This is a genomic window from Sphingopyxis sp. Geo25 (assembly GCF_949769135.1).
Lineage (GTDB): Bacteria > Pseudomonadota > Alphaproteobacteria > Sphingomonadales > Sphingomonadaceae > Sphingopyxis.
This window is the reverse complement of the sequence record NZ_CATKOZ010000001.1, coordinates 572,362-593,055: the sequence shown is the minus strand read 5'-3', so window position 1 is coordinate 593,055 and position 20,694 is coordinate 572,362. Positions and strand designations below refer to the sequence as shown.

Below are 20,694 nucleotides of genomic sequence, written 5' to 3'. Positions count from 1 at the left end.
GGCGACGCGCCCCCACCGGGCATATCGCGTTCGGCTGGCCGCAGGATATGATGCTTAACCCCCAAAAAAAACGCCCCAATCCGCTCAACTGCCCCCTCCCGTCTCTGTCGGGAAAGGGGTTTCCAAATCCTTACCGCCACCGCCCCCGTTTCCCCCGATCCTGTACCAAAACGGAAGGGGTTGGGTTTCGGATCGCAACGGGTTAGACTGGTCGCATGCCTGCCGTCCGCCTGCTGCCGCCCGACCGTTTTTTCGACCGCGCCGAATGGACCGCGATCACCGCGCCGTCGCGCTGGCGCGGGCCCTGGCTCGTTGCCCACGCATGGATCGTCAGCATCGCCGCGGTCGGCCTCGCCGCATGGAGCGGCAATCCGCTTGCCTGGCTGCTCGCTGTGATCATCGTCGGAGGGCGCCAGCTCGGCCTCGCGATCCTGATGCATGAGGCGGCGCACGGCTTGCTCCACCCCAATCGCAAGGTGAATAACTTCCTTGGCCAGTGGCTTACGGGCGCCGCGATCGGGTCGGACCTGATCGCCTATCGCACCTATCATCTTCAGCATCACAAATTCACGCAGCAACCCGAAGACCCCGACCTGTCGCTGTCAAAGCCTTTCCCCACCACGCGGGCCAGCCTCGGACGCAAGGTGCTGCGCGACCTGACCGGCCAGACCTTTTTCAAGCAGCGCATGGCGCAGTTCGGATTCGCCTTCAAAGGCCTGAAGGCGATGCTGCGCGGCGAAACGATTGAAAACGGCCGTGCGAGTACCAAGGCGGGGACGCCGTTCAACAAGCAGTCGGACGACGGCATGACGTCACCGACGATCGACGTCGCGGGCGCGATGGCGGTGACGCGTGCGGTGGGGCGTTTCCTGGCCGTGCAAGTGGTGCTGCTGACGGCCTCGCTCGTGCTCTATGGCTGGACGCCCTATCTGCTGTGGCTCGCCGGGCTGGCGACGACCTTTCAGCTTTACCTTCGCATCCGCAACATCGCCGAACATGCCTGCACGACCACCGGCAGTCAGGATCCCTTCACCCATGCGCGCACGACCTATGCCGGCTGGATCGCGCGCGCGACGGTCGCTCCATATTGGGTGAATTATCACGCCGAGCATCATCTGTTCATGGGTGTGCCCTGCTATCGCCTGCCTGCCGTCCACGCGATGCTGGGGTCGCAGGACAAGCATCGGGCGATGACGATCGCGCCGAACTACCGCGCGGTGCTACGGCAGGTTACGGCACAGGCCTAGTCGGCCAGGATCAGCACGCCGTCGGCGAGCCAGCGGCCGAGCCAGGCCGCGAGCGATTCCATCGCCCCCGCCTCCCCCATCGCGGCGATGACATGTGCGCTGAGGTCGGTGAAGCTGGAACCGGCTTCGAACTGCGCCAGCGCATCGGCTTCCGCTTCCGGCAGGCTACGGAAACTCGGCTGCTGGCCGCTCCGCCAGACGAGCAACGCGACAGGCGACGCAAAGGCTACCGGTTCGGGCGGCTCCTGTTCGGCATCGAGCGCGCTCCACAACGCTGCGACGTTGAAGCGCACCCGAAGCAAACGCACAGAGGGATGCAGCACGAGGCGCTGCTCGATCCATGCGTCGCCAAGCGCGCCGACCGCCGCGGCATCTAGCATCGCGGTGTCGCGCGCATCGAAAGCATGACGGAGCGCCCAGTCGAGTGCGGCAAGCTCGGCAAGCTCGCCGTCGTCGGGAAAATGTTTGGCGAGGAACGCCGGCAACCCCTCGCCATAATAGCGCAGGTTCCGCGTCGTTGACGGGTGCGCAGTCACATAGGCTTGCGCGACGTTGTCGAACTGCTCGTCGCCCAGATAGGCGTGGAGCCGCTCATAGTGGTCGGCGAGGACGCCGGTCAGGCTGGCGCGGTAATTGTTGCGATAGATGTCGAGCCGTCGGCGGGCGTCGACGCGGTCGTCGTCGACGATCAGCGCCTCCGCCTCCCCATCGTCGCCGACAATGCCGGCAAGGAAGCGCCGCTGCATCTCCCGCAGCGTCTCAGGCATGCTCGGGCTCCAGCGCGCGTGCCGCAAGCGCCCGGGCGCAATCGAGTTCGGCGAGCACGTCGGCAAGCGGCGGAATGGCGTCGTCGCGCTCGATCATCGTTGCGACGGATCCGAACCGCCTGATCGCGCTCGCATAAAGATCCCATACCGCGTCGCAGACATCGGCATCGTGGGTGTCGATGACATAATCGCCCATGTCGCTGTGCCCGGCGAGGTGAATCTGCTGGATGCGGTCCACCGGCAGCCCCGCCAGATAGTCCTCGGGATCGAAGCCGTGATTGCGCGCGCTGACATAGATATTGTTGACGTCGAGCAGCAGCAGACAGTCGGCGCGCCCGGCCATTTCGGCGAGGAACTCCCATTCGCTGCGGTCGGACGAGCGAAAGGTCACATAGCTCGACGGATTTTCGATCAGGATGCGGCGGCCGAGATAATCCTGCACACGGCCGATATTCTCGACGACGCAGTCGAGCGCGGGCGCATCATAGGGGAGCGGCAGCAGGTCGTGCGTGTTATGCGCATTGATCCCGGTCCAGCAAAGATGGTCCGAAATCCAAAGCGGTTCAACGCGTCTTTCGAGCGCCTTCAACGCCGCGAGATAATCCATGTCGAGCGGCTCGTCGGACCCGATCGACAGCGACACGCCATGCATGACCATCGGATAATCGGCGCGGATCGCATCGAGCATCGCAAGCGGCTTGCCGCCCGGCACCATGTAGTTTTCGGAAATGATCTCCAGCCAGTCCACCGGCTGGGGCTCACGCAGGAAATCGGGGTAATGATCGGGGCGCAACCCCAGGCCAAAACCCGGCGAAGGCGCGGTCTTGCGATCGGGTTCAATCACGCGTCGTCTCCATGGCGAACGAAGCGGTCCGGCGCGTAGCCGGACCCGCCCGTCTTCGCGTCAGACGCCGATTTTGCCGCCGTCCGTCAGGCATTTGCCCGCCGCAATCTTCTTGAAGCCCTTGCCCTTGCAGCTGTTGGCGCCGGCGCAGCTGTTGCCCGCGGTGCTGCAGCCCGAATCGCCGCTGCACGAGGCCGCTTCGGTTTTGCAATCGGACGAGCCCTTGCAGCTGTTGACGCCATAGCATTTCACCGTGTCGTTGGCGCCGATCTGCTTCGGCAACGGCTTGTCGGCCGCGATCGCGGCGCTCGACAGCGCGAGCGCGGTGGCCGAGGCGGCAATCATACCGGCGAGTTTGTTGCTATTCATGTGATCGTCCCTTCCCTTGGTTGTCCAGATAAAGGTGGAGCGACTCGTCGCCCCCGTGCTTTTGTCACACGACCCGAGGGCCTTGTGGCATGATCTGGATCACAGGCGAAGGGATTTCCCGTGCGGCGGGACGGTTCGCCGCACGGGAAAGATTGGACGATCAGCGCGGGATCAGCCGAGGTCGCCGATCACGCCGCCGTCCGACAGGCACTTGGCCGCGGCCATCGCCTTGAAGCCGTGGCCCTTGCATTCGTTCTGGCCCTTGCATTCGTTCGACGCGGTCTTGCAGTCGGCGGTGCCCTTGCAGCTGTTGACGCCGTAGCAGTGGACGGTGTCCTTGGCGCCGACCGCGGCGCCCGAGCTGCCCGCCGGAGCGGGCGCGGCCATGGCGGCGCCGGCGAGCGCGAGGGCGGTGGCCGAAGCGGCGATGGCGGCGGCGAATTTGTTGCTGGTCATGATGATTTCCTCCGAAGACAGGATGGCGCGGCACGATACCGGTCCACGGAGGGATATTCGGATGCGCCGAAAGAAGGTTACAGCGCCGCCGCGTTTATCCGGCGCTCGACACGAAGCGCGCGCCGGCGCGGTCCTTCACCGTCGTTTCGGGGTCGAAGATCATGCCATTCATCGCGATATAGACGCCCGGAGGCAGCGTTTGCGCGGCGGCAAGCGCGAAACCCACATTGAATTCGGCATCGCTTGCGCGCACCGATGCGGGTTGCATCGCCCCGGTCATGACGATCGTTTTGCCTGGGATCCCTGCGAGAACGCGACCCGTAACGACCATCGTGTCCGTCCCGTGCGTCACGAGAATGCGGCCTGCATCGCTCGCGGCGACCGCGGCGCGGATCGTCTCGCGGTCGGCGTCGGTCAGCTCGAGGCTGTCTTTGCGCATCAGCTGGGTGACGCGGTGCGGAACATGGACGTTGTTCTCGCGCAGCATGTCGGGGATCGCCGCGGGGCCGATCTGGAATTCCGACAAGGCATCGAAATAGACCTTGTCGATCGTCCCACCCGTCGTGAAAATGTCGATCACGCGCATTCGTCCTGGACCGGCAGGGCCGGGGTGCCGTCGGGAGCCGCGAACGGCTGCTTGAAGGTGAAGGCTTCGGGACCCGGCCCGCTTGCTTCGAGCATCGCAAGCCGCGCCATCCCCTCCGCCACCGTCGGACGGTGGCCCGCGGGCACCCACCACAGCACCTGATAGACGGCGATATGGTCGAACCATTCCTTGCGCCGCCGCATGATCGAAAGATGCTCGGGCTGGCGATAGACGAAGGCCGCGAGCGCATCGAGGTCGCGCCACACCGACATGTTCGGGATGACCAGCGGATCGTCGGTGACGGCCACATCGGTCGCGTCATTGCCCTCGCCGGTCAGCCGCCAGACGAAGCCGTCGCTCGCCTCGGCGATCGCGTTGACGCCGTCGAGCGCCGCCATGAAGTCGCGGTTCGCGACATGGTCGGCGGGCAGGCGGAAGCGCGCGATATTGATCTGCGCGAGTTCATAGTCCGCCATGTTATCCTCCCAATAAACGTCCGTTCGCATCGAGCGAAGTCGAGATGCCTTGGCTTGGCACTACGCCGCAACGTGTCTCGACTTCGCTCGACACGAACGGAATTTAACGTCGGCTTGCGTTTAAGCCAGCGCTTCGGCGATCAACCGCCGCGTGTTGTCGATCCCGAACAGCGCGATGAAGCTGCCCATGCGCGGACCCGCGCTGGAACCGAGCAGCGTCTCGTAGAGCGCCTTGAACCAGTCGCGCAGGTTTTCAAAGCCATAGGCTTCGTTCTTGCCGATCTCGTACACGATATTCTGGATATCGTCGGCCGAGGCGTCGGCGGGCAGCGCCGCGAGCTTCGCGTCGAGTTCGGCCAGCGCCGCGCCTTCGCCGCCCTGCGGCTTGCGACGGTTCAGCGTCGGCGCGACATAGTCGCGGTTATACGCCATCGCATTGTCGATCAGCCGGTCGAGTTCGGGATAGGTCTCGGCATTCGCGCCGTCGACATATTGGCCGAGGTAGCGCCAGATCTGCTCCTTCGACGCATCGGCGCCCATCACTCCGACGAGATTGAGCAGCAGCCCGAACGTCACCGGCAGCTCGGCCGACGGCATATCCTCGCCGCGCGCGACATGGACGTGATGCACCGGGTTGCCGAGCTTCTTGTCGGGCTCCTGCGCCGCATAGTTGCCGCGCATCTGCAGATACTCGTCGACCGCCTTCGGGATCACGCCGATGTGGAGCTGCTTCGCCGCCTTGGGCTCGCGGTATGCGAAGAAGGCGAGGCTCTCCTCGCTACCATAGCTCAGCCACTGCTCGAGGCTGAGGCCATTGCCCTTCGACTTCGAAATCTTCTCGCCCTTTTCGTCGAGGAACATTTCGTAGATCAGCCCCTCGGGCTTCTGCCCGCCGAGCGCGCGTGCGATCTTGCCCGACTGGATGCCGCTGTCGGTCAGGTCCTTGCCGTACATTTCGTAGTCGACGCCCAGCGCGACCCAGCGCATCGCCCAGTCGACCTTCCACTGCAGCTTCGCGCCGCCGCCAAGGATGCTGTGCGTGATTGTCTCGCCCTCGTCCTCGAACGACACCAGGCCCGTGTCGGCGTCAACGACGGTCACCGGCACCTGCAGCACGATCCCCGACTTGGGGCTGACCGGCAGGATCGGCGAATAGGTCGCGGCGCGCTCGGCGCGCAGCGTTGGCAGCATGATGTCGAGAATGTCCTGGTTATGGCGCAGGACATTCTTCAGCGCCTCGTCGAACGCGCCCGACTTGTACCGCTCGGTCGAGCTGACGAATTCATATTCGAAGCCGAAGCGGTCGAGAAACTCGCGCAGCATCGCATTGTTATGATGAGCGAAACTTTCATACTTGCCGAACGGATCGGGGATCGCGGTGAGCGGCTTGCCGAGATGTTCGCGCAGCATCTCCTGCTGCGGCACATTGTCGGGTACCTTGCGCAGGCCATCCATGTCGTCGCTGAACGCGACGAGGCGGGTCGGCGCGCCGCCGGTGATCGCCTCATAGGCGCGGCGGACCATCGTCGTGCGCAGCACTTCGTTGAAGGTGCCGATATGCGGCAGGCCCGAGGGACCATAGCCGGTCTCGAACAGCACCGCCTCGCCGCCCGGCTTGCCCTGCGGATAGCGTTTCACCAGCTTGCGCGCTTCCTCGAACGGCCAGGCCTTGGACGTTTGCGCGGGCTCGCGCAGCGACGGATGAAGGTGCAAGTCAGTCATGCCGCGCGCCATAGCGGCAAGATGCGCGGATGGGAAGAAGACCGGACGCGCCAGTCCCCTTCCCGCCCGGCTCAGCCGCGCGGCTGGACCGCCGGCATGAAACTGCTCCGGCGCAACAGCGCCGCGGACACGAGCGACACGATGAGCGCGACCGGCAATATCTCGGTCAACGTCAGCGCCATGCGGAACAGCGGATTCTTGTACTGCTCGGCCATCGCGCCCATCTCCGACGAGAATTTCGCGATCTCCTCCGCCGATTTGCCGGCCGCGCGCATATCCTCGATGCTCGAGGCGATATATTCGGCCATGAAGGTCCCGCCGGTCCGCCACATATAAAGTTCCCAGCCGAGCACATAGAACAGCCCCGCGACGAGCCCGATCCCAATCCCGACGCCAAAGGCTTTCCAGAAGCCGATCACCCCGCCCAGATCGACGTCCCGATAGCGCTTCACGCCGACAAAGACGAAAATGAGCGCGACCAGCATCGACAGATAGCCGGCGACCATCCCCATCGCGCCATGGTCGGCGAGGAAGCCGATGTTGATGAACATCCCCGCGACGACGATGACGCCCGCAATGGCGCCGTAAACCGCGATGATCCTGCCCATGATATATCTCCCCGATGGATGAATGCCATGCGAGATGCGCCGGACCAACGGCCGAAATCCATCGCCCAAACGGGTGATTTTGGGCCTTTCGTCCGAAACTACGGCAGGATGTCGAGCGTCCGCGCCTTCTGAACCGCCTGCGTCCGGCTGGCGACCTCCAGTTTTTCATAAACCCGCGCGACATGCGTCTTCACCGTGTTCGGCGAAATATCGAGCTGGCGCGCGATGACCTTGTTGGCGTGCCCAGCCGCGAGCATTTCGAGCACTTCGCACTCGCGCGCGCTGAGCCCGAGCGCGGCGATCGCCGCATCGTTGCGCACAAAGGTCTGCCGCGGCCGCGCGGTCAACCGATTGCCGACCCAGATGCCGAGCGCGACGCAGACGGCCGCGATGCAGACGATATAGAATTCGGCCGACCAGCGATGCACGACATGGCGATAATTCAGCCATTCGAGCAGGAACGCCACCGCGGCCAGCGCAATGCCATAGAGGATGATCGAGCGCGCCATGATCGTCGGTAAATCATTGTCGGCCATTGCTTGCAATATGGTGCCATCGGACGGCTTATCGTTACCGGAAAATTTACCATGTCGGGCTTAGCCTCTGCCCATGACGAACTTCCGTACCCCCACGGCGCGCAGCCACAACCGGACGCCGGTTTCGATCGAGGTCATGGTCAATGGCGTGCTCAATTTCGTCGAGGGGCGCATCGTCGACCTGTCCGAAGGCGGCGCGCGCATCGACGGCGCGAGCATGCCCGCGCGGTCGCGCTGCGAAATCCATTATGCCGGCGAGGTCACCTACGCGATCGTGATGTGGTCGGAATTCGACCGTATGGGCGTCCGCTTCCCTTACGAGTTGACGCATGGCGCGCTCTACAACGCGCTCCGGAACGCACGCAGGGTCAAACCCACCGACGTGCCGCCGGCCTTTCTGAGCCAGCGCACCGCGGGCTTCGGACGCCGCGGGCTCAGCTAGTCCTTCCATCCTCCCTGTGCCGAAGGCATGGGGCGGTGGCAGCGCGAAGCGCTGACGGAAGGGCCGGTGCCTCTCGCCCCTCCACCGCCTTCGGCGGTCCCCCTCCCCATCGCTTTGCGACAGGGAGGATTGGTATGCCGCCTTGCCGCGTTCGCCTTTTGTCCCTAGCGTATCCCGATGCTCCCCCGCGTCGATCCCCTTGCCCTGCCCGCGCTGCACGCGAGCCATGTCGGCATCTGGATCGCCGATCCCGCGGGGCGCGTGCAGCGCGTCGGGCGCGGCGAAGCCATTGCCGCCGTCGCTGCGACGCCGCACCTGCTCCTCAATGCGACGCTGACCGGCGACCGGCTCGGCTACCCCGAATTGTCGGGGCTCGACCTGCTCGAACTGTTCGCCTTCCTGTACCCGGCGCGCTTCGCGGTGCCGACGCCCGCCGGGATCGCCGCATCGATCGGCCTCGAAGCGCCGAAGGCCGAAGAGGACATCGCGCCCTTCCTCCGCCTCGCCGCCGCTGCGATGCTCGCCAGCCTAGATGAGCCCGACTGGCCCGAGCGCGAAGGCGCCTGGCACGGGCTGCAAGCGCTCGGACGCCAGCGCTGGCCGTGGGCGTCGCTCATGCAATCGCGCCTCGGCTCGCCCGACAAGGCCGAGCGCTGGCTTTTCGCCAAGCTGCCCGAATGGGAAGAAGCGCCGCCGCGCCCGCAACCGCGTCAGGTGACGGTCAATCCCGACGACGTCCGCGCGCGGCTCGACCGGCTGACCGGCGACGGCGCCGAACGGCGTTCGGGGCAGCAGGATTACGCCCGCGCGGCCGCCGCGATCTTCGCGCCGCGCGAGCGCAAGGACATGCCGCAGATGCTCGTTGCAGAGGCTGGCACGGGGATCGGCAAGACATTGGGCTACCTCGCCCCCGCCAAGCAATGGATCGACCAGTCGGCGGGCGCGGTCTGCATCTCGACCTTCACCAAGGCGCTGCAACGCCAGCTCGCGCGCGAGACCGAGAAACTCTATCCCGATGCCGCGACGCACCGCGAGAAGGTGGTGGTGCGCAAGGGCCGCGAAAATTACCTCTGCCTGCTCAACCTCGAGGATGCCTTGCAGGGCGGCTTTTCGGGCCGCGCCGCGATCCTGGCGCAGCTCGTCGCGCGCTGGGCAGCCTATACGCGCGACGGCGACATGGTCGGCGGCGACCTTCCTGGCTGGCTCCCCGCGCTGTTCCGCCGCAACGGGACGACCGCGCTCAGCGACCGGCGCGGCGAATGCATCTATGCGGGCTGCCCGCATTTCCGCAAATGCTTCATCGAGCGCTCGGCGCGCGCCGCAGGCCAGGCGGATATCGTCATCGCCAACCATGCGCTGACGATGGTGCAGGCGGCGCGCCCGCGGGACGGCGGTGCGCCTGCAACGCGGCTGATCTTCGACGAAGGCCATCATCTGTGGGATGCCGCCGACAGCATGTTCGCGGCGGCGCTCACCGGACAGGAAGCGGTCGAAATCCGCCGCTGGGTGCTCGGACCCGAAGGCAAGTCGCGCGGACGGCGGCGCGGGCTCGCGGCGCGCCTCGCCGACGTCGCGAGCTATGACGAGGCTGGCGACAAGGCGATCCAGGCCGCGATCCAGGCAGCAGGCGAACTGCCCGGCGAAGGCTGGCTAGGGCGCATTTCCGAGAGCGAACCATGGGGTGCGATCGAGCGGTTACTCGTCGCGGTGCGCGCGATGACCTATGCGCGCAGCGTCGACACGCGCACCGGCGACAGCGGCTACGGCCTCGAAACCGAACTCGCCGATCCCGATCCCGAACTGGTCGCCGCCGCCGCGAATGCGAGTGACGCGATCGAGGCGCTGCTGCGCCCGCTGATGGCGCTTGGCAAACGGCTTGACGCGCTGGTCGAGGATCCGCCCGACTGGCTCGATGGACAGGCGCGCGCGCGCGTCGACGGCGCGCGCAACAGCCTTGGCACGCGCATCGACACGCTCGGCGGGTGGCTCTCCTTGCTCGGGCGCGTCGGCGGCCCGGCAGATCCCGACTTCGTCGACTGGCTCGCGGTCGACCGCTTCGACGGACGCGAGTTCGATATGGGGCTGCACCGCCACTGGCTCGACCCGGCGCGGCCGGTCGCCGAGATCGTCTATCGGCCCGCGCAGGGGGTGCTCGTGACCTCGGCGACCTTGCGTAGCGGAAGCGGATGGACCGATGCCGACATCCGCACCGGCGCACGGCACATGGACGGCGGGGTCCAGCATTTCGCCGTGCCGAGCCCGTTCGACTATGCGCGCCAGTCCGAGGTGCTGATCGTCACCGACATCCCGCGCGGCGACCTGCCTGCGCTCGCCGGCGCGTACAGCCGGCTGATCGAGGCATCGGGCGGCGGCGCGCTCGGTCTGTTCAGCGCGATCCGGCGGCTCCGCATCGTCCACGCGCGCATCGCCGACCGCCTCGCCCGCGCCGGCCTGCCGCTCTATGCCCAGCACGTCGATCCGCTCGACACCGGCACGCTCGTCGACATCTTTCGCGCCGATCCGCACGCTTCGCTGCTCGGCACCGATGCGCTGCGCGACGGCGTCGACGTGCCCGGCGAGTCGCTACGCCTCGTCGTGATGGAGGGCGTGCCCTGGCCGCGCCCGACGATCCTCCACGCCGCGCGCCGTGCGGCGCAGGGCGGCAGCGCCTATGACGACAGCGTCATCCGCGCGCGCATCGGCCAGGCGTTCGGGCGGCTGATCCGCCGCGCCGACGATTTCGGCCAGTTCGTGATGCTCTCGCCCAGCTTCCCTTCGAGGTTGCTGAGCGGCTTCCCCGACGGAACGCCGGTCCGCCGCCTGCCGCTCGACGAGGCGGTGAACCATGTCGCCGCGGCGAATGTCGAACGAAGAAAAAGCGCCTTTCCCGCCTTTTCACCGTCATAAGTTTCCGGCAGAGAGCGAGCGAGAGGGTCACAGGGCAACGCGGGGAGCGATTTTGAAAAGTTTGACGATCCTGCGGCACGCCAAGTCGGGCTGGGACGTACAGGTCGAACGCGATTTCGACCGGCCGATCAACGCCCGCGGCCGCCGCGGCGCCGAGCTCATCGGCCAATATGTCAAGCGGCAGGGCCTGCCCGTCGACCGCATCATCGCCTCGCCCGCGGTGCGCGTGACCGAGACGCTCGACCTGTTCCAGCCGGCGGCGGCGCTCGATGCGCTCGAACCGCATTGGGACCGGCGCATCTATCTCGCATCGGCGGCGACGCTGATCGACGTCATCCGCGACATGGGCAAGGATGCGGAGCACCTGCTGATCTCCGGTCACAATCCGGGTCTGGAGGATCTGGTGCTCGAACTCGTCCCGTCGGACGGCGGCGGCCCGCTTCGCGAACAGGTCGAGGAAAAGCTGCCGACCTCGGCGCTCGTGCGGCTCGAACTCGACATCGCCGACTGGCACGATCTCGACGTCAACAAGGCGCGGATCACCGCGTTCGTCCGTCCGCGCGACCTCGACCCGGCGCTGGGACCGGCGATGGATAACGACTGACGCGGATTGCGGCTTTGGGGCGGATTCCAGACATTCGTCACCCCGGACTTGATCCGGGGTCCACGACTTCAACGCCGCGCTGGATCCCGGATCAAGTCCGGGATGACGAAGAGGGGATGTCTAAATTGGGGTGGGGAGCGGTCGCCCCAAGCTCGTCATGCTGAACTTGTTTCAGCATCCATGACCGGGCCTTGCATCCGGCGCCGCGTCCAAGGAAACGGCAGACCATGGACCCTGAAACAAGTTCAGGGTGACGATGGAAGAGACGATGATGGTTAGGGCAGCTTCCGGTCGCAACCGGTCGTTCGTCACCCCAGCGCCGGGTTCAGCTCTCTGACTTCGATCAGGAAGGTCTTGGGTTTCTTGAAATATTTGCTCTTGCGATTGACCTTGAGCCCGACGACCTCGGCGAGTTCCATCACGAAATGGACGCAGTTCGCCTTGTTCAGGCTGTAGCTCGGCTGCTTGCGGTCCTGCCATTCGCGGACCTTCGCGATCAGCCGCGCATAGGTCGCATCGTCGATGGTGACGCTGAACTGTCGGTCGCTCTTCGCGATATAGTCGGGCTGCGACGTCTGGACATAGCCCTTCACCGAACCGAGCAGGATCGCGGGGCTGACATTTTTCGCGGTGAAGCCGAAATTATTGTCGACCGCCTGCCCGCTGCCGTCGAGCCGTCCCTTCACGACGATGAAGGCGTGCGGGAAACGGTCGCCGAAATCGTGGCTGTAGAAGCTGACCGTAACCGCGGCCGATGCGGGAACCGCAGCGCCGAGACAGAAAGCCAGGAGGGCGAGGAGCATCAGGCGCAGGCGGAACATCGGCGCCCTGATAGCCATCCCCCACGCCGATTGCCAAGCCACCTTTGCGCTTGACGTGTCCGTCAAGCTGGCCTCTTCTCGCACTGACAAGGATGTAAGGAGACGAGGGTGGCACGGAAGGCGATTTTCATCACCGGCGGCGGATCGGGCATCGGCCGCGCGACGGCACGCCATTTCGCCGCCCAGGGCTGGTTCGTCGGAATCGCCGACGTCAATTCGGCGGGGATCGACGAAACCGCCGCATTGCTGCCCGTGGGCGCGTCGTCACGCCACGTCATGGACGTCCGCGACCGCGACCAGTGGAAGGCCGCGCTCGATGATTTCGCAAAGGCCAGCGGCGGGCGGCTGGACGTGCTGTTCAACAACGCAGGGATCGGATCGGGCGGCCAGTTCATCGATATGGCGCCGGAAGAGGCCGACCGGTTGATCGCGATCAACTTCGGCGGTGTGGTCAACGGCGTCTATGTGGCGCTGCCGCTGCTTCGCGCGACGCCGGGTTCGACGATCCTCAACACCGGATCGGCCTCGGGCTTTTATGGCGTCGCGGGGCTTGCGGTCTATTCGGCGACAAAATTCGCGGTGCGCGGCCTCACCGAAGCGCTCGAAATCGAATTCGCCAAGCACGACATCAAGGTGCGATCGCTGATGCCCGGCTTCATCGACACGCCGATCCTCGACCAGGTCAGCGCCGACAGCAACGAACCCGCACGCGGCCGCCTGTCGGCCGCCGGTTTCGAAATCTCGCCGGTCGAACGCGTGGCCGAAGCGGCGTGGGAGGCTGTTCACGGAACCAAGGTGCATGTCACCGTCGGCAAGATGGCCAAGCGCCTCTCTCGCCTCGCGCGCTTCTTTCCCGGCCTGATCGCGAAGCAGTCGAAGAAGATCGACGGGCTGGGAACCGCGGGACATTGATGCCGCGAGGATGATTGCAGCTGGGGGGCGACGCGGACGTCACACCCTCCCCTTCGTCATCCCGGACTTGATCCGGGATCCACCGCGGCGTTGACAGCATGGACCCCGGATCAAGTCCGGCGTGACGATGTTGGATGGTCCACTTCCGTTCGTCAGCTACCGCTCTCCGAAATCCACAGCGACAGCCCCGGCGGCGGATCGCCGGGCGGCGCATCGGCGACATGCCGCACCGCATCGGCGCGCGCGCGGTCGAGGACCGCGGCCGGGACGGCCGGCGAATGGAAGATATGGTCGGCCTCCCCGAGCAGCCGAGCGGCGCGCAGCGTCAGATCGTCGGGGTCATCGCCGGAGAGGCGGATGACTTCGAGGCGCGGGGGGACAGTTTCTGCCGTACCGTCAAGCCATTCGCCGACCTTGTCGGCCGCCGCGGGATCGAGCGGGTCCAGCGCCCCTCCCGCCGCGAGCGCCGCGTCGATCGCGCGGCGGCGGTCGGCAGCCGCCGGCCAGCGCGCCTTCATCGTACCGCGCGCGGCATGGAGCGCCGAAGCGAGCGCGCCGAGCCGCGACGGCAGCAAGGCCTCGATCCGCTGGCGCACCGCCTTGGCGAGCCCGGCCGACGCACCGCCCGTCCCGATCGCGATCGTCACCGGCGCACGGTCGACGATCGCGGGGGTCGTGAAGTCGCAGAGATCGGGACGATCGACGACATTGACGAGCAGACCGCGCGCGCGCAGCTCTGCCGCCGCCGCGCGCGCCGCTTCGTCATCGGCGAGCGCGACGAAGGCGATGGTCGCGCCTTCTTCCCACGCCGGAACGATCCGCCCGCCCGCTCGCGTCACGAGACGCGCCTTTGCTTCGGCCGCCTCGCCTTCCCCGACCAGCACGACCGTGCGGCCGGCAAGGTTGAGGAAGACGGGAAACTGCTGCATCGTCAGTCGATCCAGTCGGGAACGCGCTCGGCGGCCATGATCGTGCCCGCGGCGATGCGGTCGGCGACGACGATATAGCGGTCGCCATCGACCAGCACCTCGGGAACGAGGCCGCGGCTGTTGTAGGTCGACGCCATCGTCGCGCCATAGGCGCCCGCGGTGCGAAACACCGCGAGATCGCCCGACTCGACCTTGTCGATCACGCGGTCGCGCGCGAACGTGTCGCCCGTCTCGCACACCGGTCCGACGATCGACGCGGTCATCGTCTCGCCCGTCGGCGCCACGGCGACGAAGTCATGGTACGCGTCATACAGTGCGGGACGCGCGAGGTCGTTCATCGCGGCGTCGACGATCACGAAGGGATTGGTCGCGCCGGGCTTCACCCACAGCACCTCGGTGAGCAGGACGCCGGTGTTGCCCGCGATCACGCGGCCGGGCTCGAACATCAAGGTGACGTCCCAGTCCTTCGTCACCCGCGCGACCATCGCGCCATACTCCGCCGGGCTCGGCGGATTGTCGTCGGGTCGGTAGGGCACGCCGAGGCCGCCGCCGAGGTCGACGTGGGTGATGCTGTGCCCCGCGGCGCGGAGGTCGGCGACAAGGCGGCCGACGCGCTCGAACGCGGCCTCCAGCGGCGCGAGGCTGGTGAGCTGGCTACCGATGTGGAGCGCGATGCCGCGCATCTGGAGCCCCGGCAGCGCGGCGAGGCGGCCGAAGATTTCGGGCGCGACGTCGATGCCGACCCCGAACTTGTTCTCGGCCTTGCCGGTCGAGATCTTCGCATGCGTTCCCGCATCGACGTCGGGATTGACGCGCAGCACCGCGGGCGCGGTCATGTCCTTCGCGAGCGCGATTTCGGCGAGCGCGACGCCCTCGGGCTCATGCTCGATGTTGAACTGGCCGATGCCGCGGTCGAGGCCCTGCGCCAGCTCGGCGCGCGTCTTGCCGACCCCCGAAAAGACGATGTCCTGCGGCGCCATGCCCGACGCGAGCGCGCGTTCGAGCTCGCCGCCCGAGACGACGTCGGCGCCATAGCCCTGCCGCGCGAGGACGCGCAGCACGCCAAGATTGGGGTTGCACTTGATCGCGAAGGCGATGTGCTTCCTGGGAATATCCTTGAGCGCCTCGGCGAACACCTGTGCATGGCGTTCGAGCGTCGCGCGCGAATAGACATAGACGGGGGTGCCGATTTCGGCGGCGATGCGCGGCAAGGGAATGTCTTCGGCGTGGAGGACGCCGTCGCGGTATTCAAAATGGTCCATGGGTCGAAAGTCCTGAAGCTCAGCCCGGAGGCGGCAGATCGAAATCGTCGGGTTCGCGGCGTTCGGACCGTTTGAGAAGTTCGTCGCTGCGCGCGGGCCGGGCCTGCGCGTCAGGCGTCGTGAGCTCCTCCGTGGTCGGGGCGCTTGTCGCGCCGACGGGAACGACCGGCGCGGGCTGGTTCGCCGCCGGCTTCAGATCTTCCTTTGCACCGCACGCGCCGAGCAGCGCGGCGGCAGCGATCATGGTCGCGATGAGGCGCTTCGTCGCCATCAATCCTGTCCTTCCAGCGCGGCGCGGGCCGCGGCAATGGCCTGCCTTACCCGTTCGGGCGCGGTACCGCCATAGCTGACGCGGCTCGCCACCGAAGCCTCGACGGTCAGCGCCGCGAGCGCATCGGGGGTGACCGCGGGGTGGATCGCGGCGGCCTCGGCGGCGGGCAGCGCCGACAGCTCAACGCCAAGCTCCTCGCATCGTTTCACGCAGGCACCGACGATATGATGCGCCTCGCGGAACGGCACCCCCGCCGCGCGTACCAGCCAGTCGGCAAGGTCGGTCGCGGTCGAGAAGCCCGAGGCGGCGAGCGCGCGCATCCGGTCGGTGCGGAAGGTCAGCGTTTCGACCATGCCGGTCATCGCGGCGAGCGACAGCGCAAGCGCGTCGAAGGCGCCGAACACCGTTTCCTTGTCGTCCTGCAGATCCTTTGAATAGGTGAGCGGCAGCCCCTTCACGATCACGGCAAGACGCTGGAAGGCGCCGAGCAGCAGGCCCGCGCGGCCGCGCACCAGTTCGGCGGCGTCGGGGTTGCGCTTTTGCGGCATGATCGAACTGCCGGTCGACCAGGCGTCGGGCAGGCTGACGAACCCGAAGGGCTGGCTCGCCCAGATCACGATTTCTTCGGCTAGGCGCGAGAGGTGGATCGCCGCGATCGAGGCCGAGGCACAGAATTCGAGCGCGAAGTCGCGGTCCGACACCGCGTCGATGCTGTTCGCCATCGGCCGGTCGAAGCCGAGCGCCGATGCGGTCGCGTGGCGATCGAGCGGAAAGCTGGTCCCCGCGAGTGCGGCGGCGCCGAGCGGCGATTCGTTGAGGCGGCGGCGCGCATCGGCGAAACGTCCGCGATCGCGGGCGAACATCTCGACATAGGCGAGCAGGTGATGGCCGAGCGTCACCGGCTGCGCGACCTGCAGGTGCGTGAAGCCCGGCATGATGCTGTCGGCGTGGTCTTCGGCGCGCGCGAGCAGCGCGGTCTGCAGCGCTTTAAGCCCCGCGTCGATGCGGGTGCACGCGGTGCGCACCCAGAGGCGGAAATCGGTCGCGACCTGGTCGTTGCGCGAACGCGCGGTATGCAGGCGCCCGGCGGCTTCGCCGACCAGTTCCTTCAGCCGCGATTCGACCGTCATGTGGATGTCTTCGAGGCTGAGGTCGACCGGCACGCCCCGTTCGGCGAACTCGTCGGCGATCAGCGCGAGACCGCGGTCGATCTGCGCCGCATCGTCGGGGTTGATGATCCCGCAGGTGCCCAGCATCGCCGCGTGCGCCCGGCTGGCGGCGATATCTTCTTCCCACAATCGCTTGTCGACGGGGATCGAGGCGTTAATTTCTTGCATGATCGCCGCGGGTCCGCCACCGAAGCGGCCGCCCCACATGCTGTTGCTGTCCGGAGTATCCGCCATTCGCCGCGCCCTGACCAAATTGCCGATGATCCTGCCGCTGATGCTCGCCGGATCGCTGATCGCGGGCTGCGATAGGGAAAAGCAGGCCGACGGGCAAGCCGCGGCGCCCCAAGCAAATATTTCATCCGGCGAAGCGAGGGACGTCGGCGCCTTCAAGCATATCGTCGACCGCGCCAATGCGGGCAAAGCCGCCCCCGCGGTGAGCTTTACCGGGCCCGACGACGCGCCGGTGACGCTCGCGTCGTTCCGCGGCAAGCCGCTGCTCGTCAACCTGTGGGCGACCTGGTGCGCGCCGTGCGTCGCCGAAATGCCGACGCTCGACGCGCTGGCGGCGCAGCATGGCGAGCGCATGACAGTGATCGCGGTCGCGCAGGATCTGCAGGGCGCCGCCGTTGTCGATCCCTGGTTCCAGAAGGCAGGCCTCAAGGCGCTGCAGCCCTATCTCGACCCCAAGAACGGCCTGCTCGACGCCGCGGCCAGCGCCTTGCCGACGAGCATACTCTATGACGCGCGGGGCAAGGAAGTCTGGCGCGTCGTCGGCGCGATCGACTGGCAGGGAGACGAAGCGAAGGCCTTGCTGGCCGAGGCGGGGGCTTAGCTCACCCCGGGTGCGCTTCGTCGCCGACGCTCGATTTCAGGAGGCCGCGAAATACCTCGCGGGCGTCGCGCTTGCCCTGCGTCACGTCGAACACGTCGCGCGCGATCGGCATCGCCAAGTCATATTTGTCGGCGAGCGCCATCACCGTCGGGGCGCTCTTCACCCCTTCGGCGACCATGTTCATCCCCGCGATGATCTCGTCGATATGCCGCCCCTTGCCGAGTTCGACCCCGACATGGCGATTGCGGCTCAAGGGGCTGGTGCAGGTCGCGATCAGATCGCCCATGCCGGTGAGCCCCGCGAAGGTTTCGGGCCGCCCGCCCATCGCGACGCCGAGCCGCGTGATCTCGGCCAGCCCGCGCGTCATCAGCCCGGCGCGCGTATTGTCGCCGGCGCCGAGCCCGTCGCCCATGCCGACCGCGATCGCGATGATATTCTTGAGTACGCCGCCCAGCTCGCAGCCGAGCAGGTCGGTGTTCGTGTAGACGCGGAACAGCCCCGAGTGGAACACCGGCTGGAGCGCGCGGACGACAATCTCGTCTTCCATGGAGAGTACGCTCGCCGCCGCCTGCCCCGTCATGATCTCGCGCGCGAGGTTCGGGCCGGTCAGCACGCCAACCGGGTGGCCGGGCAGGATTTCCTCGATCAGTTCGGTCATCCGCTTGCCCGACGCAAGCTCCAAGCCCTTCGTGAGGCTGATGACCGGCACCCACGGGCGAAGATGGTTGCGCGCTTCCTCGAGGACGCCGCGGAAGCTGTGCGAGGGGACGCCCATGACCAGCACATCGGCACCGGCGACGACCTCGGCCATGTCGTTCGTCGCGCGGAGCGCCGCGGGCAGCTTGATGCCCGGCAGATATTTGCGGTTCTCGCTGGCGCCGTTGATGCCGTCGACCGTCTCGGCATCGCGCGCCCAGAGCGTGATCGGCGCGTTGCGCGACACGACCGAGGCGACCGTCGTTCCCCAGCTACCCCCGCCGAGCAGGCCTACTTTGAGGCGCATATGTCTCTCCCTGTTGAGGGTGAGAGTGGCGCGGGATGAGGGGGTTGGCAAGGCGTTTGCCCCATTCGTCACCCGGGACTTGATCCGGCGTCCATCACCGCGCGCTTGTCGTGGATCCCGGATCAAGTCCAGGATGACGAAGGTTCAGGGGTGCTCGTCCAGAAACGCGCGCTGGACCTCGGCCGTCGCTTTCGGATCCTCGATCATCGGGACGTGCGCGACATGCTCGAAGATATGGCTGTTGCTGCGCGCGATCCCCTTTTCGAGCACCGCGACGCAGCTGACATCGATCAGCTTGTCGTGGCGGCCCCAGATGATCAATGTCGGCACCGTCACCTTGTGAAGCTCGTCGTTGAGCGGCTTCGCCTCCATCTCATCGGCGATCGTCCAGAAGATCTTGTCGAGCAGGTCGCGATGTTTCAGCGCATCCGCGTAGATTACCGGCTTGAGCCGTGCCGGCACATAGGTCGGCTTGCGGACGACGAAGGCGATCAGCCGGTCGGCGTCCTCGAGATTGGCGATGACCAGCGGATTATAGTCGCGGTTCGCGGCGAGCTTCTGCAACTCGCTTTCGTCGGCGCCGAGGATGCCCGCATTGTTCATCAGCGTCAGCGTGCGCAGCGCCCCGGGATAATCGATCGCGAAGCGCAGCGCGATCCAGCCGCCCATGCTGTTGCCGCCGAGATGCGGGCGGTCGATGCCGAGCGCATCCAGAAAACCCTTCAGCCGCGCGGCCTGACTGCCGACGTCGAAGGGCAATTCGCCGTCGCGGTCGTTCTCGCCGAAGCCCGGCAGGTCGGGCGCGATCAGATGATAGTCCTTCGTCAGCCACGGCGCATAAAAGGTCCAGTGATCCTTGTCGGCACCGAAGCCGTGCACCATCACGAGGGTCGGCTTCGACGGATCGCCGCCCTCCAGATAAGGCCAGGTGCGGCCGTCGACCGTCACTGACTTGCGGACGACACGCGCGCGCTTGCGCATCAGCCAGCGCGCCAGCAGCACGATCTGCTCGGGAAAGAACAGATAGAGCAGCGTCAGGAACACGACCGCCGAGATGAGCAGGAGGATGAAGAAATTCACGATCCGGTTCCACCAGGACTATGCTGGTCGAACCAGCCGATGAGGTCGCCCAGCACCGCATCGCGCTCGGGCTCGTTGTAGATCTCGTGGAACAGGCCCGGATAGATCTCGAGCCTCTTGTCTACCGACGACACATGCTCGAACAGATAGCGCGATCCGGCAGGCGCGGTCAGCCGGTCGGCCTCGCCATGCTGGATCAGGATCGGCAGCCGGATCTTGGGCGCGTCGGCCTGCGCGACCGCCATCGCGTCCATGAATTCCTTGCCGAGCCGCGCGCCGATCTTGCCGCCATAGACGAGCGGGTCGGCCTGATAGGCGGCGACCACCGCGGGATCGCGGCTGACCCCGGTCGCATCGAGCGACAGCACGCCGAGACGCGGGAAGAAGCGCGACAGGAAGCGGCTGATCCACACGGTGAAACGCGACGGCGGCTCGGCGGGCAAGATCGCAGGGCCGGAAAGCGCTGCCGCGACGAAAGCCTGCTGGCGCTCGATCAGGAACAGGGTGGCGATCAGGCCGCCCATGCTGTGGCCGAGGAGCAGGCGCGGCGCGTCGCCATGATTGACTTCGACGAGCGTCAGCAATTCGCTCATGCCATCGAGGAAGGCCGAGAAGCGCGGCACGAAACCGCCCTCGCCGTCCGAGGCGCCATGGCCCCAATGGTCGACCGCATAGATGGCGTAGCCGGCGTCGGTCAGCCGCTTCGCCACATAGGCATAACGCCCGGCATGTTCGGCATAGCCGTGCGCCAGCAGGATCACCGCCTTTGGTCGCCCTTCGGGAAGCCAGTGGGTGACGTGCAGCTTCGCGCCGGCGCCGGCCGATCCGGCAGGCAGCGTCAGCGCGGGCAT

At 66.6% G+C, this 20,694-nt stretch carries 23 protein-coding genes; 6 read left to right on the top strand and 17 right to left on the bottom strand.

Features of this window, described 5'->3' with window-relative positions:
* Positions 1-215 precede the first annotated feature (215 nt).
* A complete protein-coding gene (locus tag QOL68_RS03015) occupies positions 216-1,247 on the top strand; it encodes a fatty acid desaturase family protein (RefSeq protein ID WP_282946813.1) in 1,032 nt (343 codons plus the stop codon).
* Here QOL68_RS03015 and QOL68_RS03010 read toward each other — a convergent pair.
* From QOL68_RS03010 to QOL68_RS02970, 9 genes are all read right to left on the bottom strand, one after another.
* Positions 1,244-2,014, bottom strand: a complete 771-nt coding sequence (locus tag QOL68_RS03010; RefSeq protein ID WP_058454507.1) for an HvfC/BufC N-terminal domain-containing protein — start codon at positions 2,012-2,014, stop codon at positions 1,244-1,246. The genes QOL68_RS03015 and QOL68_RS03010 overlap by 4 nt on opposite strands.
* Positions 2,007-2,855, bottom strand: a complete 849-nt coding sequence (gene bufB, locus QOL68_RS03005) for an MNIO family bufferin maturase (RefSeq protein ID WP_282948250.1) — start codon at positions 2,853-2,855, stop codon at positions 2,007-2,009. Before bufB ends, QOL68_RS03010 begins: the two co-directional genes overlap by 8 nt.
* Positions 2,856-2,918: 63 nt before the next feature.
* A complete protein-coding gene (locus QOL68_RS03000; RefSeq protein WP_058454509.1) occupies positions 2,919-3,227 on the bottom strand; it encodes a hypothetical protein in 309 nt (102 codons plus the stop codon).
* A 171-nt stretch (positions 3,228-3,398) separates the two neighbouring features.
* Complete coding sequence (gene bufA2, locus QOL68_RS02995; RefSeq protein ID WP_058454510.1) at positions 3,399-3,683, bottom strand: BufA2 family periplasmic bufferin-type metallophore; 285 nt, start codon at positions 3,681-3,683, stop codon at positions 3,399-3,401.
* 94 nt (positions 3,684-3,777) lie between these two features.
* Complete coding sequence (locus QOL68_RS02990) at positions 3,778-4,263, bottom strand: asparaginase domain-containing protein (RefSeq protein WP_282946809.1); 486 nt, start codon at positions 4,261-4,263, stop codon at positions 3,778-3,780.
* Positions 4,260-4,745 carry a DUF3291 domain-containing protein gene (locus tag QOL68_RS02985; protein ID WP_282946808.1) on the bottom strand — a complete coding sequence of 162 codons (486 nt, stop codon included), beginning with the start codon at positions 4,743-4,745 and terminating at the stop codon, positions 4,260-4,262. The genes QOL68_RS02990 and QOL68_RS02985 overlap by 4 nt, the downstream gene beginning before the upstream one ends.
* Before the next feature lie 120 nt (positions 4,746-4,865).
* The gene (locus tag QOL68_RS02980; RefSeq protein ID WP_282946799.1) at positions 4,866-6,467 is read right to left on the bottom strand and encodes a lysine--tRNA ligase; all 1,602 of its coding nucleotides are present in this window, start codon (positions 6,465-6,467) and stop codon (positions 4,866-4,868) included.
* A gap of 71 nt (positions 6,468-6,538) precedes the next feature.
* Positions 6,539-7,075 carry a DUF4199 domain-containing protein gene (locus QOL68_RS02975; protein WP_282946797.1) on the bottom strand — a complete coding sequence of 179 codons (537 nt, stop codon included), beginning with the start codon at positions 7,073-7,075 and terminating at the stop codon, positions 6,539-6,541.
* 98 nt (positions 7,076-7,173) lie between these two features.
* Complete coding sequence (locus QOL68_RS02970; protein WP_282946795.1) at positions 7,174-7,611, bottom strand: response regulator transcription factor; 438 nt, start codon at positions 7,609-7,611, stop codon at positions 7,174-7,176.
* 73 nt (positions 7,612-7,684) lie between these two features.
* On the opposite strand from QOL68_RS02970, the gene QOL68_RS02965 reads away from it, so the two are divergent.
* The 3 genes from QOL68_RS02965 (at position 7,685) to QOL68_RS02955 (ending at position 11,564) form a co-directional block, all read left to right on the top strand.
* Positions 7,685-8,053 (top strand): PilZ domain-containing protein, encoded by a 369-nt coding sequence (locus QOL68_RS02965; RefSeq protein ID WP_282946793.1) that lies wholly within the window; start codon positions 7,685-7,687, stop codon positions 8,051-8,053.
* 177 nt (positions 8,054-8,230) lie between these two features.
* Positions 8,231-10,960 carry an ATP-dependent DNA helicase gene (locus QOL68_RS02960; protein WP_282946791.1) on the top strand — a complete coding sequence of 910 codons (2,730 nt, stop codon included), beginning with the start codon at positions 8,231-8,233 and terminating at the stop codon, positions 10,958-10,960.
* Positions 10,961-11,012: 52 nt separating this feature from the next.
* Complete coding sequence (locus QOL68_RS02955; RefSeq protein WP_282946789.1) at positions 11,013-11,564, top strand: SixA phosphatase family protein; 552 nt, start codon at positions 11,013-11,015, stop codon at positions 11,562-11,564.
* Between the two features lie 308 nt (positions 11,565-11,872).
* On the opposite strand, the gene QOL68_RS02950 is transcribed toward QOL68_RS02955, so the two are convergent.
* Positions 11,873-12,367, bottom strand: a complete 495-nt coding sequence (locus QOL68_RS02950) for a hypothetical protein (protein WP_283404272.1) — start codon at positions 12,365-12,367, stop codon at positions 11,873-11,875.
* 126 nt (positions 12,368-12,493) lie between these two features.
* Here QOL68_RS02950 and QOL68_RS02945 point away from each other — a divergent pair, with 126 nt between their 5' ends.
* Positions 12,494-13,297 (top strand): SDR family oxidoreductase, encoded by an 804-nt coding sequence (locus QOL68_RS02945; protein ID WP_282946787.1) that lies wholly within the window; start codon positions 12,494-12,496, stop codon positions 13,295-13,297.
* Between the two features lie 152 nt (positions 13,298-13,449).
* On the opposite strand, the gene QOL68_RS02940 is transcribed toward QOL68_RS02945, so the two are convergent.
* Genes QOL68_RS02940 through argH form a run of 4 tightly spaced genes read right to left on the bottom strand, consistent with a single transcriptional unit; the run spans position 13,450 to position 17,135 of the window.
* A complete protein-coding gene (locus QOL68_RS02940; protein WP_282946785.1) occupies positions 13,450-14,226 on the bottom strand; it encodes a precorrin-2 dehydrogenase/sirohydrochlorin ferrochelatase family protein in 777 nt (258 codons plus the stop codon).
* Positions 14,227-14,228: 2 nt separating this feature from the next.
* Entirely contained in the window at positions 14,229-15,488 is a 1,260-nt protein-coding gene (gene lysA, locus QOL68_RS02935; RefSeq protein WP_282946783.1) for a diaminopimelate decarboxylase, read from the bottom strand.
* Between the two features lie 19 nt (positions 15,489-15,507).
* On the bottom strand, positions 15,508-15,759 hold the full coding sequence (locus tag QOL68_RS02930) for a hypothetical protein (RefSeq protein ID WP_058454520.1): 252 nt from the start codon (positions 15,757-15,759) through the stop codon (positions 15,508-15,510).
* Positions 15,759-17,135: an argininosuccinate lyase gene (gene argH, locus QOL68_RS02925; RefSeq protein ID WP_282948249.1), complete on the bottom strand. Its 1,377-nt coding sequence runs from the start codon at positions 17,133-17,135 to the stop codon at positions 15,759-15,761. The genes QOL68_RS02930 and argH overlap by 1 nt, the downstream gene beginning before the upstream one ends.
* On the opposite strand from argH, the gene QOL68_RS02920 reads away from it, so the two are divergent.
* Positions 17,134-17,760: a TlpA family protein disulfide reductase gene (locus tag QOL68_RS02920; protein ID WP_282946780.1), complete on the top strand. Its 627-nt coding sequence runs from the start codon at positions 17,134-17,136 to the stop codon at positions 17,758-17,760. The genes argH and QOL68_RS02920 overlap by 2 nt on opposite strands.
* Position 17,761: 1 nt before the next feature.
* Here the strand turns inward: QOL68_RS02920 and QOL68_RS02915 are convergent, their stop codons facing one another.
* From QOL68_RS02915 to QOL68_RS02905, 3 genes are all read right to left on the bottom strand, one after another.
* A complete protein-coding gene (locus QOL68_RS02915; protein WP_282946778.1) occupies positions 17,762-18,763 on the bottom strand; it encodes an NAD(P)H-dependent glycerol-3-phosphate dehydrogenase in 1,002 nt (333 codons plus the stop codon).
* A gap of 144 nt (positions 18,764-18,907) precedes the next feature.
* Positions 18,908-19,843, bottom strand: a complete 936-nt coding sequence (locus QOL68_RS02910; RefSeq protein WP_282946776.1) for an alpha/beta fold hydrolase — start codon at positions 19,841-19,843, stop codon at positions 18,908-18,910.
* Positions 19,840-20,694, bottom strand: a complete 855-nt coding sequence (locus tag QOL68_RS02905; RefSeq protein WP_282946775.1) for an alpha/beta hydrolase — start codon at positions 20,692-20,694, stop codon at positions 19,840-19,842. The genes QOL68_RS02910 and QOL68_RS02905 overlap by 4 nt, the downstream gene beginning before the upstream one ends.

Excerpts from the sequence above, each read along its gene's own strand:
- bufA2 (WP_058454510.1), bottom strand. The coding sequence starts at position 3,683 with ATGACCAGCAACAAATTCGCCGCCGCCATCGCCGCTTCGGCCACCGCC.
- QOL68_RS03010 (WP_058454507.1), bottom strand. The coding sequence starts at position 2,014 with ATGCCTGAGACGCTGCGGGAGATGCAGCGGCGCTTCCTTGCCGGCATT.
- QOL68_RS02970 (WP_282946795.1), bottom strand. The coding sequence starts at position 7,611 with ATGGCCGACAATGATTTACCGACGATCATGGCGCGCTCGATCATCCTC.
- QOL68_RS02915 (WP_282946778.1), bottom strand. The coding sequence starts at position 18,763 with ATGCGCCTCAAAGTAGGCCTGCTCGGCGGGGGTAGCTGGGGAACGACG.
- argH (WP_282948249.1), bottom strand. The coding sequence starts at position 17,135 with ATGTGGGGCGGCCGCTTCGGTGGCGGACCCGCGGCGATCATGCAAGAA.
- QOL68_RS02940 (WP_282946785.1), bottom strand. The coding sequence starts at position 14,226 with ATGCAGCAGTTTCCCGTCTTCCTCAACCTTGCCGGCCGCACGGTCGTG.
- QOL68_RS02905 (WP_282946775.1), bottom strand. The coding sequence starts at position 20,694 with ATGCCCGCGCTGACGCTGCCTGCCGGATCGGCCGGCGCCGGCGCGAAG.
- QOL68_RS03000 (WP_058454509.1), bottom strand. The coding sequence starts at position 3,227 with ATGAATAGCAACAAACTCGCCGGTATGATTGCCGCCTCGGCCACCGCG.
- QOL68_RS02980 (WP_282946799.1), bottom strand. The coding sequence starts at position 6,467 with ATGACTGACTTGCACCTTCATCCGTCGCTGCGCGAGCCCGCGCAAACG.
- QOL68_RS02985 (WP_282946808.1), bottom strand. The coding sequence starts at position 4,745 with ATGGCGGACTATGAACTCGCGCAGATCAATATCGCGCGCTTCCGCCTG.
- QOL68_RS03015 (WP_282946813.1), top strand. The coding sequence starts at position 216 with ATGCCTGCCGTCCGCCTGCTGCCGCCCGACCGTTTTTTCGACCGCGCC.
- QOL68_RS02975 (WP_282946797.1), bottom strand. The coding sequence starts at position 7,075 with ATGGGCAGGATCATCGCGGTTTACGGCGCCATTGCGGGCGTCATCGTC.
- QOL68_RS02920 (WP_282946780.1), top strand. The coding sequence starts at position 17,134 with ATGCTGTTGCTGTCCGGAGTATCCGCCATTCGCCGCGCCCTGACCAAA.
- QOL68_RS02930 (WP_058454520.1), bottom strand. The coding sequence starts at position 15,759 with ATGGCGACGAAGCGCCTCATCGCGACCATGATCGCTGCCGCCGCGCTG.
- QOL68_RS02950 (WP_283404272.1), bottom strand. The coding sequence starts at position 12,367 with ATGCTCCTCGCCCTCCTGGCTTTCTGTCTCGGCGCTGCGGTTCCCGCA.
- QOL68_RS02960 (WP_282946791.1), top strand. The coding sequence starts at position 8,231 with ATGCTCCCCCGCGTCGATCCCCTTGCCCTGCCCGCGCTGCACGCGAGC.
- lysA (WP_282946783.1), bottom strand. The coding sequence starts at position 15,488 with ATGGACCATTTTGAATACCGCGACGGCGTCCTCCACGCCGAAGACATT.
- QOL68_RS02965 (WP_282946793.1), top strand. The coding sequence starts at position 7,685 with ATGACGAACTTCCGTACCCCCACGGCGCGCAGCCACAACCGGACGCCG.